We start from the raw sequence: 19,319 nt of genomic DNA, 5'->3' as shown, positions 1-19,319 counted from the left end.
AGTAAAAATGAGCGTATCAAATTACGCTCATTTTTTATGTCTTTTGCTCAAAATATAGATTCAGTCTTGCAACAATCAATACCTAGCCTAGATAAGTTTAGTGAACTTATTGATCATGACTGGATTGAAAAAAGCTTATCCGAAACAGGAAAAGCTTCAATCCGAAAAAGAAAGTTGCCTGCCGAACATGTCGTCTGGCTTGTGATAGGACTTGCTTTATTTCGAAATCAGCCCATTTGGTTTGTTGTCGAGCAATTACAATTAGTCTTTGGATCTCAACCTCCGTGTGCCCCAAGTGCATCTGTTCAAGCTAGACAGCGCCTAGGTTTAGAGCCATTAAAAGTGCTCTTTAATCAATTGAGTCAATCATGGTCTAAAGAATCATTCTCTCAATACGCAACTTTCCATGAGTTAAATGTCTGTGCAGTTGATGGCGTGGTTTGGTTAATGCCACATACCCCTGAAAACTTTGCTCACTTTGGTTCATCTAAAGGTAAAACAGAAGTAGCCCCTTGGCCCCAAGTGCGGGCGACTTGCCTCATCAATACCAATACACATGAAATTATCGATGCTCAAATTGGGGATATGGGCAAAGGTGAACTCACATTAGCAAAAGAGTTACTCGTTCCTGATCAAAGCATTACTTTGTTTGATCGAGCGTATTTCTCTGCAGATTTTCTGATTCATTGGCAATCTACAGGTGTAAATAGCCATTGGTTAATGCGCGCCAAAGATAACTTACGTTATGAACTTATTTCGAAAAACTCAAAGCAAGATTTCTTGGTTCGTATGCCAATTTCACCAAGAGCGCAAAAGTTAAATCCTGAATTAGGTCAGTTCTGGGAAGCACGTCTGATTGAAGTTCAGCACCAAGGTCGAACTCGACGTTACATAACATCACTATTAGATTCAAAGCTTTACCCAATGAAAGATTTAGCTGATCTATACATTCAGCGTTGGGAAATAGAGATGTGTTATCGAGAGATAAAGAGCGATTTACAGGACGGACTGAATTTAAGAAGCAAGCAACCTGAATTGGTTTATCAAGAATTATGGGGGGTATTGATTGCTTACAATGTGTTGAGAAGACAAATAAAGGTTATGGCTCAAACGCAAAATATAAGCCCATTAAGAATTAGCTTTCATATTGCCTCAATAGCCATTATCAATATATTAAGACATACACCCTTAGAATCAGCAGGGAACCTTCCAAAGCATTTAGCTCGTTTATTGGATCAGTCAGCCATGTTCATTATCCCTGAAAGAAGGCAGAGAAGTTGCCCAAGGGTAGTGAAAGGCAAACCTAAAAAATATCCGAAAAAAATGCCAGTCAAGCCTTAACTGACTGGCATTACTGCAATGGCAGGGTTTTTTAGACAAATGTAAAATCTTAATGTGCTGCTGCTTCAGATTCATCCGCGGCAGTGGCTGGTTCAGCAGGTGCATTGGCTTTTTCTGCAGGAACATCAGTATTTTTTTCATCCAACTCAGGTTTGTCGATGGCATCAATCGCAGCTTGTTGTTGTGGTGTAATTTGTTCTGTCGTTTCAACCACAACTTCAACTTCTGAACTGCTTTGACCTGCAGCGGGTGTTTTATCTTGTTTTGAACACGCCATTAATGCCAAAGGTGCAATACACAACGCAGCAATTAAAACTTTAAATTTCATCCCATATCTCTATTTGGTTATTCAACTTCGCTTAATTTATTGCAGCGATATGACAATTTAATGACTTACATAAAAAAAGTGAGGCTGATCGCCTCACTTCCATGGATAATTCAAGTCTTTACATTAGGATAATTTTTAAGCACGCGCCAATAGGGCTGCAACAGCTGGTAAAGTTTTGCCTTCCACAAACTCTAAGAATGCACCACCGCCTGTCGAGATATAGCCCACTTGATCAGCGATCGCATATTTATCAATCGCAGCCAAGGTATCCCCACCACCAGCAATTGAGAATGCTGTAGATTGAGCAATGGCATGAGACAGTGTTTGGGTTCCTGCGCCAAATTGATCGACTTCAAAAACACCCACTGGACCATTCCATAAAATGGTTTTGGATTCCGCTAAAATCGCAGCAAATGCTTTGGCGGTGTCTGGACCAATATCCAAAATCATATCGGTATCGGCAATATCACTCACTGCTTTCACCACAGCCTGACTTTGTGCCAATGAACCGAGAAAATCATCAAAATTAATTTGCCCAGCATCCGCCACTACCACATCTGTTGGTAATGGAACAGAAACTTTCGCGGCAATGGCTTTGGCTGTGTCTATCAAATCAGCTTCATATAAAGATTTACCAACGTTATAACCTGCTGCTGCTAAGAAAGTATTGGCAATACCACCACCAACAATCAATTGATCACACACTTGTGCCAAAGAATTCAAAACATCAAGTTTGGTTGATACTTTAGAGCCAGCAACAATTGCCACCATTGGTTTTTCAGGCTGTTGTAGGGCACGACCCAAAGCATCTAACTCAGCCGCCAGTAAAGGACCCGCTGCAGCGACTTTGGCATAACGTGCCACACCTTCAGTAGAGGCTTCTGCACGGTGTGCTGTACCAAAAGCGTCCATCACAAATACATCACAGAGTGCAGCATATTGTTGGGCAAGCGCTGCATTGTTTTTCTTTTCACCGACATTAAAGCGTACATTCTCTAACAAACAGATTTGACCAGCTTGAATATCCACCCCAGATAAATAATCTGTCATCAAGGCAACATCCTGTCCCAAAGCATTGCTCAGATAAGCGGCAACAGGGGCTAAAGATTGTTCTGTTTTAGGCTCACCTTCGACTGGACGACCGAGGTGTGAGCAGACCATTACCGCAGCACCTTGTTGTAAGGCTGCTTTAATTGTGGGTAATGCTGCACGTAAACGCGCATCGCTGCTAATTTTGCCATCTTTGACGGGAACGTTTAAATCTTCACGGATCAATACACGTTTACCGGCTAGATCTAGATCGGTCATACGCTGAAAGTTCATGTCGAGCTCACTTTTAGATACAAAAATCGTCACGATTCTAAATGATTACACAAAAAAAGGTTAGTCAGTTTTGTGGAAAAGCTGTAGAAATATGAAGTTTTGATTATCATAGCGCTTGAATATTTAATGGTGTGAACTATGTCGATACATCCTGATCCGCTGATCAACCGCTTAAATGTGTTGGGCGAACCTTTGGCCAGCTGTTGTTTTGATCCAATTACTGGTTATTTTCGTAACGGTTTTTGTCATACCGATAATCAAGATATCGGACTCCATACGGTATGTGCTGAAATGTCCGCAGAATTTTTAAGTTTTTCTCAAAAAATTGGCAATGACCTGATTAGCCCATTACCTGAGCTTGGTTTTCCTGGGCTGCAACCCGGTGATTTCTGGTGCATTTGTGTGACTCGATGGGTGGAAGCCTATGAAGCCAATATGGCACCACGCATTAAACTCAGTGCTTGCCACCAAGCGACACTCGCTTATGTCCCCTTGGACGTATTGATGGATTATGCAATCTGATGAAAGCAATCGCCCCTCAACACCGAGAGATTATTTTGGCGTCATCTAGCAGCACCCGTAAAGCGCTATTGGATCGCTTGGGCCTAGATTATCGTTGCATTGCGCCTGACATTGATGAAAGCCCCAAAGGTGAACAACATGCTGATGCCTTGGCACTACGCTTAGCTTATGAAAAAGCTCAACATATCGCACAGGCTTACCCTGAGGCGATTGTGATTGGTTCAGATCAGGTGGCTTGGCGTACACAAACACCGCAAATTTTTCTTGGTAAACCACTTACTGTAGACCGTGCCATTGCACAACTGAGCGACAATGCTGGTCAATGGCTTAACTTTAGTACGGGACTCTCCGTACAATGCTTGGCCCGTCAATTTGCACAGAGCGTGGTGGCACATTATCGCGTACAATTGCGCGATCTGAGTCGTGCTGAGATTGAGCGCTACGTTGCACAAGAACAGCCCTTACACTGTGCTGGTAGTTTTAAATGTGAGGGTTTGGGGATTAGTTTATTTGCTCAGATGCAAGGCAATGATCAAACCACACTGATGGGCTTACCTTTAATTGAACTGTGTACTCTCTTACGCCAATTGGGCTTGCAACTGCCTTAATCTGCTCTAATCTATGTCAGCTCCGCTCAATCTTCAAATTCTAATCTTTAGACTTGCGTCATTGCGGCTTCTCAAGGGACAATACAGCAAAATTTCATCGGTATTTTTCTTATGTCTCAACCGTTAGATATCTTAGGTGGTATCAGTGCCGAACAGTTCTTGTCAGAATATTGGCAAAAAAAACCGCTACTGGTGCGTGCGGCAATGCCTGAGATTGTCGGCTTACTCGAACCCGAAGATGTCAAACAATTGGCACTTGAGGACCATGTTACTGCGCGACTGATTCAACAACATGCCGCCCAGCAATGGCAAGTCAAAAACGCTCCACTACAGCCCAAAGACTTTAAAAAACTTGCTGCACATTGGACGCTCTTGGTACAAGCAGTGGATCATTTCAGTCTTGACCTCGCTGCACTCTGGCAGAAATTTGATTTTCTACCACAATGGCGACGTGATGATATTATGGTGTCTTATGCGCCCAAAGGGGGATCTGTAGGTCAACATTTTGATTTTTATGATGTATTTCTAGTGCAAAGTTATGGTCATCGCCGCTGGCAACTCGGGCAAATGTGTGATGAGCACAGTGCATTTCTTGCCGATCAACCCATCAAACTGCTACCAGACATGAACGTCTATTTTGATGAAATCTTGGCACCCGGTGATTTACTCTATGTACCACCTGGGTTATCACATCATGGCGTTGCTGAAGATGACTGCCTCACCTGCTCTTTTGGTTTTCGCATGCCCAATCCCGCCAACCTATTAGACCGCGTGAGTGACCATTTCGCCGATAACAACTCACTAAAAAATCCTTTTGTTGATTTAACACGACGTCCTAGTCAGCAATCTGGTGCGATTGAAGCTGCAGAAATCGCTTTTTTAAAAGCGCAATTGATTGAAAAAATCCAGCACAGTACAGATTTTGATGCCGTACTTGCCAGTCTAATGTCTGAGCCAAACTTCCCTGATCATATCCCCGAAGCTGATGAATTGACCGTAGACGACTTAGCGCAGTTGCTCAATACTGGTTTCCAAATTCAACGTGAACCCGCTTCACGTTTGCTGTATCTCCCGACCGCAAATCCAGCCAAGTTCTATGCCAATGGTGAAGCATTATATATTGATGCCGAACAAGCACCTATCTTACAACGCTTGGCCGATGGTGCATGTTTAGATTTCGATGATCAATTCCTATGCCCCGAACTCGACTGTTGGCTAGATCTGATTAATGATGCGGTATTGACGCTGCTTGAACCGCAAGTACATCCCAGCATTTAATTTAATTTAATTGAATTTAATCCGATACCCTACACATTGCTTTTAAGCCTTTCTTCCAAAACGCCTGTGATTGGATTTTAGGCTTAGCCTGATGCAGATCACATAATTAAAATATTCTCATTCTCAGGTCTAACAATTCTCTACTTGTACTGATTGCGCTTTATTGGCAGTTTAGGCACTAACTGTTTGATGGTAAAAGAGAAATGTCTAGTCCTGCACAAGTGGTTCGTTCCAAACTTTTGAATACATTTTTTTCACGATATTCAGTTTGGTTTATTGCTATTTTTATCGCGCTATATTTGAGTTGGGTCATCCTCTTTCATCAAAGCCATTATATTTATTATTTTTTCTCAGACACTGTACTGAACTGTGCTTGGGTGATTTGTATAGTACTCAGCTTACTGGGTTTATATGATGTGCTACAAACACGCCATGCTATTTTACGCAACTACCCGATTATGGGGCACTTTCGTTTTATCTTTGAAAGCTTCCGCTTGGAAATCCGCCAATATTTTATTGAATCTGATCAAGATGCTTTACCCTTTTCACGAATGCAACGCAGCCTAGTCTATCAACGTGCCAAAAATGAAAATGCGGACAAGCCCTTCGGTTCAATTATTGATGTGTATCAGCAAGATTACCGGTTTTTGGTACATTCCTTACAACCGTGTCAACCAGCAGATCCAGATCATTTTCGGATTCAAATTGGCAATGCACAATGCCGTCAGCCTTATTCATGCTCAATTTTAAATATTTCTGCGATGAGTTTTGGCAGTTTGAGTGCCAATGCCATTCGTGCCCTTAACCAAGGGGCCAAACTTGGCAACTTTTATCACGATACCGGTGAAGGCAGCTTAAGCCCATATCATCTGGAATTTGGTGGTGATATCGTCTGGGAAATTGCCAGTGGCTATTTTGGTTGTCGTGATGCCGAAGGCAAATTCGATCCACAGCGCTTCCAACAACAAGCCGCTATTCCACAGATCAAAATGATTGAGATTAAACTCTCACAAGGTGCCAAACCTGGTCATGGCGGTATCTTACCTAAAGATAAAATCAGTGAAGAGATTGCACAGATTCGTGGTATTCCACGTGACCGAGATTGCGTCTCGCCACCGCAACACTCGGCATTTAGCACCCCAATAGAAATGTTACAGTTTATCCAACAATTAAGAGAGCTGTCTGAAGGTAAACCAGTTGGTTTTAAACTCTGTATTGGCCAGCCTTGGCAGTTTATGAGCATCGTCAAAGCCATGCTCGAAACCAAGATCATTCCTGATTTTATTGTGGTGGATGGCTCTGAAGGCGGTACAGGTGCAGCCCCCGTTGAACTTATTAACCATATGGGTACACCCTTACGTGAAGGCTTACTTTTTGTTCACAACACCTTAGTCGGTGCGGGTTTACGTGATCAAATTAAAATTGCTGCCAGTGGCAAAATCATCAGTGCATTTGATATTGCCAATGTCATGGCGATTGGTGCAGATTGGGTCAATTCAGCACGTGGCTTTATGTTTGCCATTGGCTGTATTCAAGCACAAAGTTGTCATACCAACCAATGCCCCGTCGGCGTTGCCACACAAGATGCTGAACGTCAACGCGCCTTAGATGTACCCAGCAAAGCCCTCAGGGTCTCTCATTTCCATCGCAATACCCTAAAAGCTTTGGCTGAAATGTTAGCGGCTTCCGGACTCAGCCATCCAGAACAAATCGAAGCGCATCATTTGGCACAACGGGTGAACGACCGTGAAATTAAAAATTATGCACAACTGCATTATTGGTTAAAACCGGGTGAGCTCTTAACCGCCAATCTACCAGAAGAAGCGGCATTCTATCATCGCATGTGGCAACTTGCCGATCCACAGCGTTTTTAGCAGCTAAGCAGCTCTCAATCTAGCGGCGATGGCGCCCATCGTCACAGTGCATTTTTTTATATAGAAACAGCGAGTTTTATATATCTTATTATAGAAACAGCGAGGCGAATCAAATTTTGATTCGCCTCATATGAGTTAAGCATACTTGTACAGCTTAAGCATAGTAGTCATCACTACTTTGCGCATGTAAAAATGCTGGAATCAATCCCGTCAGCGCAGCGCGAATATCGGCACGTTCATTGATCAATTGATGCGAACCTTCTTCGAGCATCAACAAAGTTTGCAAACGAAATTTTTGTCTAATAAATTCAACATTGTAACGCCAATCCACAGTTTGATCTTGAGCACCTTGTGCCAACCAAACCGGAATACGACAGGCTGGACGTTGTTCCATTTCTTGCATCCATTTCGACATCGCCAAGATCCAATCCATGCCCATCATGCGCGGCTGTAAAGGATCGGTCAGGCGCACAAAGCGCAAGAATTCAGGATTGTGGTTATTCCGGCGAAAATGCCGTGGTACTTCACGTTTAATGCGGCGAATAATACCGAGACCAATACTGTTGTGCCACCAAGCCGATTTGGCAGGTCGAATCAAAGGTGATAACAGCAATACTCTTTGCACAATTGGATTTTGACGTTGTTGTGCATAAGCCAAAATATGATGCATTAAAATTGCTGCACCCGTACTTTGCCCAATGCCTAACCACGGCTTCGGTAACTGATCGGCAAAACGTACATATTGATGTACTGCCAATAAAACATCTTGATAATGATCAAAGTTTTCAATATTGGCAGGCGAGCCATCGGTCAAACCATGTCCAGGCAAATCATAAGTCAGTACACTAAAACCTTGTTCAAGTAACTCTTTGATAATTGGCTGATAAATACCGCTATGCTCCAGATAGCCATGTAGTAACCAGACCGTTCCCTTAATCTGCTCACATGGCGGTACAAAAACTTGTACATGTAACTTAAACAAGGTCATTTGTATATAACCTTGCCAATGCTGGCATTGCAGTTGATCAAAACCATAAAGACGGCGATAAGCCATAATGTCGCGTGATGGTGTTTCGAGTCGATTAAGATTTAAAGCGGGTAATAATTGTGGCGTTTGTTCTCTATTGGGTACCGGTAAATCTAATTGTTTTAGTATACTTGGGTTTAGAAATGGAATGTTTTCAGGCATTAAGGAACCTCTCTACAACCGCTTGAGCCAATCAGCATATCACGGATGGTTGCCAATAATTCATAGTTTGCACGGCGACTATGATCATAATTTTGTTTACTGGGTTGCCATGCTGTTAATTGGGTTGGCATTGGCGCATCGACTGGAATGGTTTCAATACCACTCAATGCAAATAACCGTCGCGTTCTCGGCATATGATAACGATCTGTCACCAAATACACCGTCGGTGCTCCCCCTTTCTTTTGCAACAACAATGAACTAAAGCGAGTATTTTCACAAGTATTCATGCTTTTATTTTCAAGCAAACTGGCTTGTACACCATGTTGTGCTAACCACTTTTGCATATATGGCGCTTCCACACCACTCAATACAATCGGAAGATGGCTGCTTTTTTCCAATTGCATGGTGGTTTTTAAGCGTAATTCGGTATAGGCATTGGGAATGATCGATGCATCTTGTGGATCTTTAACTAAACCACCGCCCAAGACCACGATGGCATACGGTATGGCTGGGTTTTTGCTACTGTGTGCAAGGTGCGTTGCTTGTGCTGGATTAACTTGTGCAATATCTTGCAACAATGCATCGTCTACCAGCAGCAATGCCTGCTCCGGCACTTGATGATGCTCAAGAAAATATTGATACTGGTCCAGAATGTCTTTATTGGCAAAAGCTTCTAGTGGAAAATCTGTTACCACCTCACTCGCACCATCTATCACCACGTCAGAACTCGGTAGCATGAGTTTGGGCACAAAGGGCGGTTTCGCCTGTTGCGGTTCTTGTTGATTGCGGGCTTGGATAATATCTTCACGTAAAATTTTATAACGTGCATGAATCAACGGCAGCTGTTGGGTGCGTTGCTGCTGGATATGTTGTTGTAACACATTTAAATAAGCTTGACGGGCAATCCATAAATCCGAACCAGGTTCTAAGTTTTCATGGTCACTGAGCACCGATAAGCGTTGGCTTTTTGCCGCCACCTGATTGACTTGTACAGGCACCCAACGATCTAATAGTTTCACCACCATATTTGAATAAAACGGTGTATACCAAAAAATAATCACAGCAGCAAAAATGACGAGTAAAACGCTAAAAATACGCAACAAACCAACAATGCCGTGTTTAGAGGTCATAGATCACGATCCACATGGGGTTGAACAGTACCATCAACTGCAAATAACACCGGTTCCGGCTCAAGGTGAATGGCAAATTTTTCAAAAACATCTTGCTGTACACAACGATAAGTTTGCTGAACCGCTTCAAGCTGCGTTGCAGCATAGTTCACCAAAACTAAGGCTTGGCGGTCAAACATGCCCACCGCCCCCAAACGCTTACCTTTCCATCCCGCTTGTTCGATGAGCCAACCTGCAGCAATTTTATATTGCTCATTGGCTTGAGGATAATGCGGGATATTGGGATGCTGAGCGATGATTTGCTCAAACTGCGTTGCACTCAATACTGGATTCTTAAAAAAGCTCCCCACATTGGCGTAGACAGCTGGATCAGGTAATTTACGCTGACGAATTGCGATCACTTGTTGCTGTAAATTTTCTGGGCTAAGCTGATCCCCCATCGCCTGTTTTAAGTCCGCATACTGCAATTTGAGTTGCGGCTGTTTCAGGAGTTTGAAAATAACCGCATGGATAATATAGCGTCCAGCTTGATGCTTAAAAATACTATCCCGATAAGCAAACTGGCAGGCTGCTGCGCTTAAAGTACAAAAACAGTGTTGCTGACGATCATATACCTCGACTTCGTCAATAAACTCAGCTACTTCCACACCATAAGCACCAATATTCTGTACCGGGCAAGCCCCCACCCGACCAGGAATCAACGCTAAATTTTGTAGACCATAATAGCCATGTGCCGTACTCCACAGCACCCACTGATGCCAGTTTTCACCCGCTGCAACTCGTATACGCTGTGTGGTGTCATCACCCTCTAAACAACGAATGCCCAGATTATTCATATGTATAACCAAAGCATTTAGGTGCGCCGGCAATAGAACATTACTTCCACCCGACAACACCATGACTTGCAGTTGCTCAGCCGCGGCAAAAGCTAAGGCTGCTGGAATTTGCTCCGCTTCAGTCAAGGCCAGATAGTAGGCTGCGACTGCATCTAGAGACAACGTATTAAAAGTCTTTAAAGCTACATTTTGGGAGATTTTCATTTTATTTCAATTCATTTTACCGCATTGCTTTGCAAATCTTGTGCTAACACCGCAGCCCATGCTGCACTACTCGATTCACACTGATCCAATACCCGTTCAAAATCTTGCGCTGCACCGTAGTATGGATCTGGTACTGCTTGACCACAATATGCTGGATCGTGTGCACTCATCAATGCCACATCTGCTTTTAAGTGATGGGCATATTGCTGCTGTGCTTGTTGCTGTAGTTTTTGTAAATCTTTGAGATTGTCCAAATCCATGGCTAAAATCAAATCGAAGTTTGCAAAATCAGCCAACTGAATTTGTCGTGCACGTAAACTGCTTATATCATAACCCCGCTGTTTGGCATGCTGCTGACTGCGTATATCGGGTGCTTTATTGGGATGGTAATTACTGGTGCCTGCTGAATCGACCCAAACATTTAAGCCGCGTTGCTGACAGGCATGTTGTAATACCACCTCAGCAGTAGGCGAACGACAAATATTTCCTAAACAAACACATAACACCTTATAAGGCGCCTGAAACGTCATAACGACCTCAATCGTAAATTGGCATGGAAATATTTGCTATGTTAAGTGATTTAAATATTGAATCCTAGTAGCTATTTTTAGCTGAATGGTATTTGTTCTCAGTTATTTATGAAATATTCTTGTCACATCACAAAAATAGTGTTAAGCATTTGAATCATTAAATCATCGCGTTATAGCCCATGCCTATAGCGCAAAATGAAAAAGATTGTTTTTTAAACGATTATCTGTTTTTTTAAAATTAGAATACTTTTCAACAGCATAAGAAATAGTTGATTGCTATATAAAATAAATAAAATCAAGTAATATAAGCAAATTCAATTTAGACTATCTATAGAACTGAATAAAAATGACAGCACTAAAACCTATGATTGCCATTGATTTGGGCACCAGTAACTCCTTGGTTGGTGTATTTGAAAATGGTGAAGCACGAATTTTAACCAATGCCTACGGTGAAAAACTCACCCCCTCTGCAATTGCTTTAGATGAAGAACAACAACTGTTAATTGGTCAAGCGGCACTCGAATTACGCCATTTGGGTCATCCAGTACTCACCAGTTTCAAACGTTTAATGGGCAGTACACAAAATTTAAAATTGGGGCAGCAATACTTTAATGCCATAGAGCTCTCCTCACTGATCTTAAAATCCTTAAAACAAGATGCGGAACAAGCATTAGCCACGACCGTTGATGAAGCGGTGATTACAGTACCAGCATATTTTAATGATATACAACGCCAAGCCACGATTTCTGCCGCAGAATTGGCTGGTCTAAAAGTGAGCCGTCTCATCAATGAGCCAACAGCAGCTGCATTGGCTTATGGTTTAGGGCAAAGCGATGATAACTGTTTTCTCATCTTCGACTTGGGTGGGGGCACCTTTGACGTCTCAATCGTAGAGCTATTCGATGGCGTCATCGAGGTACGTGCCAGTGCTGGTGATAACTATTTGGGCGGTGATGATTTCACCCAGCTGATCATCAAACAATTCTGGAAAAAATATGCCCATGCTTTCAATCTGGAACAAGGGCTTATTCCCAATGACATCGAAGTCGCCCTGAAAGCCAAAGCGCAACATGCCATTCATTGCCTCAGTAAAGACAGCCAGACCACACTACGCTTCAAATGGCAATCACTCGACTTAAGCTTTGAAATTCAACAAAGTGAGTTTGCACAATGGGCAGAACCCCTATTACAACGTTTAAGACGTCCACTAGAGCGAGCACTACGCGATGCACGCATTCGCCCAGAACAAATCGATCAAGTGGTTTTAGTTGGCGGGGCAACCCGTATGCCCTTGGTCCGCAAGTTGGTGACCAAATTATTTGGACGTTTCCCATCAACCAGTGTACAACCCGATGAAGCTGTGGTGCGCGGCGCGTGTATACAAGCTGGCTTAAAAGCCAAAGACCAGACCTTACAAGAAGTGGTATTAACCGATGTCTGCCCTTTTAGTCTCGGAATCGCCGTGGGTGATGACGATCAATTCTCCCCCATCTTAGAACGCAATATCGTCATTCCAGCCAGTCGCGTCAATAGCTATTACACCATGCAAAAAAGCCAGCGCCAGATTAATGTACGGATTTACCAAGGCGAACATCGGCTTTGCAAAGAAAATGTATTTTTGGGCGAACTGGAAGTCAAACTCCCCCCCAGCGATGATCATGAAAGTATTGAGGTTCGTTTTTCCTATAACCCCAATGGTATTTTAGATGTCGATGTCGAAATTCCATCTACAGGTCAAAAACTACAAAAAGTGGTGATTAATCAGCAAAATGTCATGAGCCCTGAGAAAATTGCTGCTGCACGCGCACAATTACAGCAACTCAAATTGCACCCCCGAGATAACTTAATCAACAAAAGCCTATTGCTTCGTGCTGAAAGACTGTTTAGTGAGCATACAGGTGATTTACGCCTACAAATTGGCGAACAGACCCAGCAATTTAACCAAGTCTTGGCACAACAAGACGAACGAAAAATTCGTGAAGTACGCCAATACTTTGATGCATTTTTAAATGAAATCGAGGACCTGAAGCTGTTTGACGATTATGACTAATGGCAATGAAGCGTGACGATAACAAAATACCATGATGAAGCGTGATGCTATGGCATGACGCTAAGCAATATCTTGAAAATTCATCACATGCGGCATCCATCATATCGATTCAACGCGTCCAGCAAATTAAATCGTCGACGTGCAGAAGATAAACATTGCAGCACCCAGCATCTTTGGCTTTAGGATGCTGAGCGCTATTTTTGATCGGCGGTATTGCGCAAAGTAAAATCTTGGCAAGCCAAGCTCGCTTTAAATGCTATGTGGTTGATGATGCCTCAAACGACAACTCTTTATCACATAATAAATTAATATGATGGGGATGATCACGCTCGGCAAAGTTAATGCGATGAGCACAATATATGCTAAATATTTTAATATGCTAGAAATATAACGCATCTGTACCATCGCCAGTATTAAGCTGATAAAGCACATACTCGCCAACAACATCGTTGGCTGACTCTTGGGATGACTAAACCACAGGCTATAGCCTAAAATCACTGCACAACGTAATGAAATAATTGCAAAATTTCGTAGCGCAGGATATTTGCGATCAGGGTCATAAGAGCCAAAACGATAAGCCATCTGACTTAATGAATCAGACATCAATAACAAAGCCAAAGGGATCAAACTAAAAACAATTAACCACGGATAATCCGTTGCACCCACATGATAAAATAGCCATGCCACACATGCACTGACACATATACTGCCAACAATAATCATCCATTGATCAATTTTAAGCTGCGCACTTTGTAACAGTTGATTCATATAAGGGTGCGCCACCAATTGTAAAGCCGTCAGTAAAATCAGGCTATAAGACAGCCAGACATAGGTCAGCATATGGTGTGCCCATGGATGAATATGGCTGCTCAAGACCAACAACCCCACCCCACTCAAAAACCAAAATAAACTTAAACGCTCTAAACGATCCTCATACTGCGCACCACGACACAGATAGGCATGTAACGGCGCAAGAATACATGGCACATAGAGGAAAGCTCCAACCAACAAAAAGAACCCCAGCTGATTGATGAATCCCAAAGGCTTGATAAAGAAGTAACTGCTGACCACAAAGAGAATATTGGCCCAGAGATAATGCTTCCACTGGTTAATACTTTTTAAGAAAAGATAATTGCCATTGTTAAAAACATGATGCAATTGCAACTGCATGATTTGCTCAATCACAGGCTTAGTCGAACGTTGTGCAAACATTTGTTGTAATTTCAGCATCTGCAATGGTTTAAAAGGCTGATCCCCAGATAGCAATGCAATGCTAGCCACACAATCTTTGGGAATGTTATCCCATAGTCGCTGATGTTGTAGTGCGGCAAGAATCCGTCGTTGCAGCTGTACTGCATCCTCGTCATCTACATAACGGCTAGCATCTTCAGGATAATCTTGATACCAACGCAATAAAAAACGCATATATGACCATGCTGTACTGTCGTGCTCTACTTGAGCCAACGCAGCAAGTAACTGATCCTTGATGTAAATTTGTTCTGTAAGCACCAATTGTGGTAATTGTGCCAACAACTGATTAAACCGTGTATAACAATCATCCTCTACATCTTGTTGCCACAGGGCATCTGTAACCTGCTCGAGCAAGAGCAATACCTGATCAGTCTCCGCCGCCTCAGCAAGCACTGTCTCTATGCTGGGCAGTGGCTCTACACTGGGCTGTAGTTCTATGCTGGACAACGACTCTACACTGGACTGTGCATCTATAGTTGAATGGCTTTCGTCGCGTGGGGTACGAATCGGTGAATCTTGCACTTGTAGCAGATCAACAAAATCTGCCAAATCTTCTAAAACCAAGAAATCAATCAATTGCGCCAAATAACCATGCTGCCTGTCTGGCGGCAGTAGTAACAGTTCATCTTTAAAATGTTGTAAGGCATCAATGAAATCAAAATGAACATCACGCTGTACAATATGTTGTTGTAATTGTTCTAATTGCTCAGAAATATAATGTTCTGCAGCGGCTGCAGAACAATGCTGCTGTTGGGCATATTGTTGCGCTACAAGCTGCTCTGGTGGTTGCTGGTTCGGCTCAAAATTCCCATCATCATGCCTTGCATCCTGCGCAGCCACCACATGGGCATCAGCCACCGCATCTGCTGATAAAAAGTTAGTTTGAAAAATATCGTCATTCTGCGTCTGATCTCCATCAGGCGACTCTGCATCTACATCCACATACTGCGCTGCATATTGCGCGTGTTCTAAGGCTTCACGTAGTGCAATAAATGCTTCAGTTTGAGTATCCTGATCGATTTTCTTTAGTTGTTTAGCATAGGCTCTTTTTATCGCTCTTAAATCAGCGGTTGGCGCTATTGCAAGACGTTGCCAGCAAGTCATTCAAATTCTCAGACAAAAATTAATCACGCAATTTTAATCGGGTTTTTAAACACATAAAATGACCATTACTCTATTCTTTCAGGCATTACCAACAATAAAGGAGAGATGTATCACAAAAGTTTAAATACCCTAAACCATAAAGATGCCAACAGCGACCAAATAAGATGGCACCACGACATCACTTACCACACTAAACAACTGAAAAACCATAAAAAATAACCACTGACAGGCAGTGCTGAGATGAATACTCGCAATTACTTCAACTGTATATTTAACAGCTGTGCATCAAATAACTGGATAAATTGTTTCACCACAGTTTCTTGTTGCAACATCTGCTCTGCACGTTGGAATGCCATATGTTTGCGTTGTTGCTGCAAACGATAAGGCGTCACATCCTGCAAAGGCGTAAAACGTACTGAAAATATCGTTTCTGGCCAATTTTCTAATAACGCCTGCTGCAGCTCATGTTGAGTTTGTTGCAATAGCTGTTCGTATTGAGGTGGAATCTGGAAAACAGATTGTGCGTTGATTTCACCCGTCATCACACCATGTTGTGCCAACTCTTGAATCGCTGGTGATAGACTACTTTGCCTAAACCAATACTCCCATTTTTCCACAGTCCACACGCCTGTCAAATCATGGACTGGCAATTGTAAAATCTGCTGTGGTGTCAACTGCGTTGTCTGCGCAGCAGGCTGACGCAACATCAAGTGATCAGTATTATTATCATCAGCCGCTATGGTGGTCTGCTCAAACAGCTGTTCTGGTGTTTCGGCGCGCAATACGACCGTCTCTGACGATGCATCATGCCATTGTTTTGGTTTTAAAAATAACAACTCTTGCTCTGAACAGTGTTGCACATCCAATGCTTGTGAACGCTGCGATGCCTGAAAAGCGGCTAATCCAAAATCTTGTAAAATATGCGACGGTGGATTCAGGTGCGCTACATTTGATCTGATATCCAATTCGGCTGATGTGCTTTGTTTTACCTCAAGCTCTTCAGCCGTTAGGTGCGGCGAAAGCTGCTGTGTTGCCCGCATTTCGCTCTGCGCTATATTTTGCCCAGCGACAGCAGCGGTTTCTGAATGTGCAACATCCGTCGCATCAACTGTAGCCTCTAAGGACTGTGCTGCTAAAGGCGCTTGCCGCTGCTCAGAGATATGCCTTTGTGCATTGTCTTGTACATGGTTCTGCACATTGTCTGTCGTGCGATTTGATGGGCTAGTCGACCTAACATCTACAACAGGCGCTGAGTTTTGCATGGAAGGTGCATCTGCAATGACGTGATGGTCCGTTTCAGATCGTGGCAAACTCTCCGTTTGCTGCACTTCCTGTCGGCTTTCACTGTGTTGGCTTGTATTGTGTTGCCTTGTATTGTGCTGACGAACATCTTGTCGACTTTCACTGTGTTGGCTGGCCGCATGCGAAGCCGTGTGATCTAAATGCGGCGCCGTAGTCTGCTGTGCTGGAGGCTGCGTAGCTACTGCTATTTCATCTACAGCCAAGGGGCGAAATGCCAATAACCGCAGCACAGCCATTTCAAAACCTTGCACCTGACTGACTGCCAATTGTAAGTCCGCGCGTCCTTTACAAGCGATTTGATAATACAACTGTATATCTTCTGGCGCTATTTGCTGTGCCAACTGCTGAATTTTTTGATTAATTTCAGCACTATAATTTAAAGACAGCTCAGGAAGATGATGTAACAATGCCAGTTCATGCAGAGTCGAGATCAACTGATCAAGCACCATATTGACATCTAAAGCTTGCTGACGGAACTGTAATAATAACTGACTAACCTGCTGACGACGGTTTTGATGAATCGCAGCAATCAGATCATAAATAATGGTTCGATCAATCAAGCCCAACATGTCTTTGACATCTTGGTGATGAATCTCCCCTTGCCCATAGGCAATGGCTTGATCGGTCAATGACAGTGCATCACGTAACGAACCTTGTGCTGCATCTGCAATCTGCCAAACGGCATCCGACTCCGTCGCGATCTGTTCTGTCGCCAAAATTTCCGTGAGATGTTGGCTAATTTCCTCAACCGTCAGTGGTCTTAAGGTGAATTGTAGACAACGTGAAATCACTGTAATTGGGAGTTTTTGCGGGTCTGTGGTGGCAAATAAAAACTTCACATGCTCTGGCGGTTCTTCTAATGTTTTTAATAATGCATTGAAGGAATGTGTCGAGAGCATATGCACTTCATCGATCAGATAAACTTTATAACGCCCTTGCGTTGGTGCATAAGGAACGTTATCGAGCAGTTCCCGCGTATCTTCAACTTTGGTGCGCGAAGCAGCATCAATTTCGATGAGGTCAATAAAACGCCCTTCATTGACGGCTTTACAGGTGGCACAGTTTTCACAAGGGGTCGCTGTGACGCCTGTTTCACAGTTTAGACATTTGGCTAAAATCCGTGCAATCGTGGTCTTTCCCACCCCGCGAGTCCCTGTAAACAGGTAAGCGTGATGCAAGCGTCCACGCGCCAAGGCACTGGTCAGAGCACGTGAAACATGGTTTTGACCCACCAATTGGGTAAAATTACGTGGACGATATTTACGGGCAAGAACCTGATACATGGAAACTCCTTGTGACAGGTCTAAGCATACTGTTTTTTGCCAAGTCTGTGAATCGTTGTCGTATAAACATTAGACGCCAAAAGCGATTTTGCCGGGATTCTCATCGCGCGGTCCCATAAACCAGCGCAAGCAACAAAGATTGCGTAATGTGAATCGCCAGCAAAACTGCTGGCGATTTTGTGATAGCGCTGAGCTGCTCGACGCTAGCTAGCCAAGCCGATGAATCTCAGCCGAACATACCCATCGCTTAGGATAGACGAATTACAACGCCTTGTACGTGTGGTTTATGGGAGTGTTCATTTTCAATCAGAAAGTCTTGCTGCCCAGCGTGTTCTGCCACCAAAAAATTCACCGTAGAAGGTAAATACACAGGCAGCTTAAATTGTACATCAGCCTGATAAGCATCTGCTAAAGGTAAGCTTGCCAAAGCACGCGCATTGGTCCACATACCATGTGCAATAGCACGTTTAAAGCCAAAGGCTTTGGCAGTCAAGGCATGCAGATGGATCAGGTTGAAATCACCCGAGATCAGAGCATAGCGACGTCCGATATTTTCATCTATATGCCACAGCGCACGTTGCACATAATCTGGCGTCGCCTGATCTGCCGAAACAACAACTTGTGCTAAGCGCGCACTCGGATTTTTTTGTTTTGATAAATACGTCGATACCGCCTGCACCACCAACTCAGTACCCACATAAACCTCGGTGATGAAGTCGAATTGCATACCTTTATGGTGTGGACGCAGCTCACCAAAACGACAATCTAAACGCAACTTTTCTTTGCTGGCAATCTTACGTAGCTGTTTGATTTGATTACTCAAATGCACTAGACCCAAGATTGGATAGTTAAAATCTTCGCTGGTCATCATATGCATTTGTAGGCTTTGAGACAGCACAGCCAAGTAAATGGCAGGAATATAGCCATTGTCTTTAAAACCACAGACACGATTATAAGCCTTCAAATGTGCTTCATCGACTTGAAACTGATCCACAACATAACTTAGCTCAGGCAATGCATGCTGCTGGGCTTTCTTTTTAAAAATTAAGCCTTGTACCACCTTGGGATAACTCAAATAAGCTTTGGGTAAAGTACGAAAATGACGTGTATTCATATTATATTTATCTCAACAATGACGCGGAGCAAAGACCCTCTTCGCAAGAAGA

15 protein-coding genes are annotated in these 19,319 nt (G+C 43.2%); 6 read left to right on the top strand and 9 right to left on the bottom strand.

Annotation, left to right across the window (positions count from 1 at the left end; genetic code table 11):
* The first annotated feature begins 36 nt into the window (after positions 1-36).
* On the top strand, positions 37-1,341 hold the full coding sequence (locus BFG52_RS06395; RefSeq protein ID WP_067553729.1) for an IS4 family transposase: 1,305 nt from the start codon (positions 37-39) through the stop codon (positions 1,339-1,341).
* 49 nt (positions 1,342-1,390) lie between these two features.
* On the opposite strand, the gene BFG52_RS06390 is transcribed toward BFG52_RS06395, so the two are convergent.
* Positions 1,391-1,669 carry a hypothetical protein gene (locus BFG52_RS06390; RefSeq protein ID WP_067553727.1) on the bottom strand — a complete coding sequence of 93 codons (279 nt, stop codon included), beginning with the start codon at positions 1,667-1,669 and terminating at the stop codon, positions 1,391-1,393.
* A 135-nt stretch (positions 1,670-1,804) separates the two neighbouring features.
* Positions 1,805-2,992 (bottom strand): phosphoglycerate kinase, encoded by a 1,188-nt coding sequence (locus BFG52_RS06385; RefSeq protein ID WP_067553725.1) that lies wholly within the window; start codon positions 2,990-2,992, stop codon positions 1,805-1,807.
* Positions 2,993-3,130: 138 nt separating this feature from the next.
* On the opposite strand from BFG52_RS06385, the gene BFG52_RS06380 reads away from it, so the two are divergent.
* From BFG52_RS06380 to BFG52_RS06365, 4 genes are all read left to right on the top strand, one after another.
* Entirely contained in the window at positions 3,131-3,514 is a 384-nt protein-coding gene (locus tag BFG52_RS06380; protein WP_067553723.1) for a DUF2237 family protein, read from the top strand.
* Positions 3,514-4,122, top strand: a complete 609-nt coding sequence (locus tag BFG52_RS06375) for a Maf family protein (protein WP_067553721.1) — start codon at positions 3,514-3,516, stop codon at positions 4,120-4,122. The genes BFG52_RS06380 and BFG52_RS06375 overlap by 1 nt, the downstream gene beginning before the upstream one ends.
* A gap of 111 nt (positions 4,123-4,233) precedes the next feature.
* Positions 4,234-5,400, top strand: coding sequence for a cupin domain-containing protein (locus BFG52_RS06370; protein ID WP_067553719.1), 1,167 nt, complete (start codon positions 4,234-4,236; stop codon positions 5,398-5,400).
* A 203-nt stretch (positions 5,401-5,603) separates the two neighbouring features.
* The gene (locus tag BFG52_RS06365) at positions 5,604-7,274 is read left to right on the top strand and encodes an FMN-binding glutamate synthase family protein (protein WP_067553717.1); all 1,671 of its coding nucleotides are present in this window, start codon (positions 5,604-5,606) and stop codon (positions 7,272-7,274) included.
* A 154-nt stretch (positions 7,275-7,428) separates the two neighbouring features.
* Here BFG52_RS06365 and BFG52_RS06360 read toward each other — a convergent pair whose 3' ends face one another.
* The 4 genes from BFG52_RS06360 to BFG52_RS06345 are packed head-to-tail and all read right to left on the bottom strand — an operon-like array spanning position 7,429 to position 11,163.
* A complete protein-coding gene (locus tag BFG52_RS06360) occupies positions 7,429-8,463 on the bottom strand; it encodes an alpha/beta hydrolase (protein ID WP_067553715.1) in 1,035 nt (344 codons plus the stop codon).
* Entirely contained in the window at positions 8,463-9,593 is a 1,131-nt protein-coding gene (locus tag BFG52_RS06355; protein WP_067553713.1) for a YdcF family protein, read from the bottom strand. Before BFG52_RS06355 ends, BFG52_RS06360 begins: the two co-directional genes overlap by 1 nt.
* Positions 9,590-10,633, bottom strand: a complete 1,044-nt coding sequence (murB, locus tag BFG52_RS06350; RefSeq protein ID WP_067553711.1) for a UDP-N-acetylmuramate dehydrogenase — start codon at positions 10,631-10,633, stop codon at positions 9,590-9,592. Before murB ends, BFG52_RS06355 begins: the two co-directional genes overlap by 4 nt.
* Positions 10,634-10,644: 11 nt before the next feature.
* Positions 10,645-11,163 carry a low molecular weight protein-tyrosine-phosphatase gene (locus BFG52_RS06345; protein WP_067553709.1) on the bottom strand — a complete coding sequence of 173 codons (519 nt, stop codon included), beginning with the start codon at positions 11,161-11,163 and terminating at the stop codon, positions 10,645-10,647.
* A gap of 346 nt (positions 11,164-11,509) precedes the next feature.
* On the opposite strand from BFG52_RS06345, the gene BFG52_RS06340 reads away from it, so the two are divergent.
* A complete protein-coding gene (locus BFG52_RS06340) occupies positions 11,510-13,213 on the top strand; it encodes an Hsp70 family protein (protein ID WP_067553707.1) in 1,704 nt (567 codons plus the stop codon).
* A 249-nt stretch (positions 13,214-13,462) separates the two neighbouring features.
* On the opposite strand, the gene BFG52_RS06335 is transcribed toward BFG52_RS06340, so the two are convergent.
* From BFG52_RS06335 to BFG52_RS06325, 3 genes are all read right to left on the bottom strand, one after another.
* The gene (locus tag BFG52_RS06335) at positions 13,463-15,568 is read right to left on the bottom strand and encodes a hypothetical protein (RefSeq protein ID WP_067553705.1); all 2,106 of its coding nucleotides are present in this window, start codon (positions 15,566-15,568) and stop codon (positions 13,463-13,465) included.
* Positions 15,569-15,822: 254 nt separating this feature from the next.
* Positions 15,823-18,153 carry a DNA polymerase III subunit gamma/tau gene (gene dnaX, locus BFG52_RS06330; RefSeq protein WP_067553703.1) on the bottom strand — a complete coding sequence of 777 codons (2,331 nt, stop codon included), beginning with the start codon at positions 18,151-18,153 and terminating at the stop codon, positions 15,823-15,825.
* 247 nt (positions 18,154-18,400) lie between these two features.
* A complete protein-coding gene (locus BFG52_RS06325) occupies positions 18,401-19,267 on the bottom strand; it encodes a MaoC family dehydratase (protein WP_067553701.1) in 867 nt (288 codons plus the stop codon).
* Positions 19,268-19,319 lie beyond the last annotated feature (52 nt).

This window comes from Acinetobacter larvae, from assembly GCF_001704115.1.
In the GTDB taxonomy this organism is placed as follows: domain Bacteria; phylum Pseudomonadota; class Gammaproteobacteria; order Pseudomonadales; family Moraxellaceae; genus Acinetobacter; species Acinetobacter larvae.
Note: the sequence above shows the minus strand (reverse complement) of the source record. Positions and strands in the feature narration are given on the sequence as shown.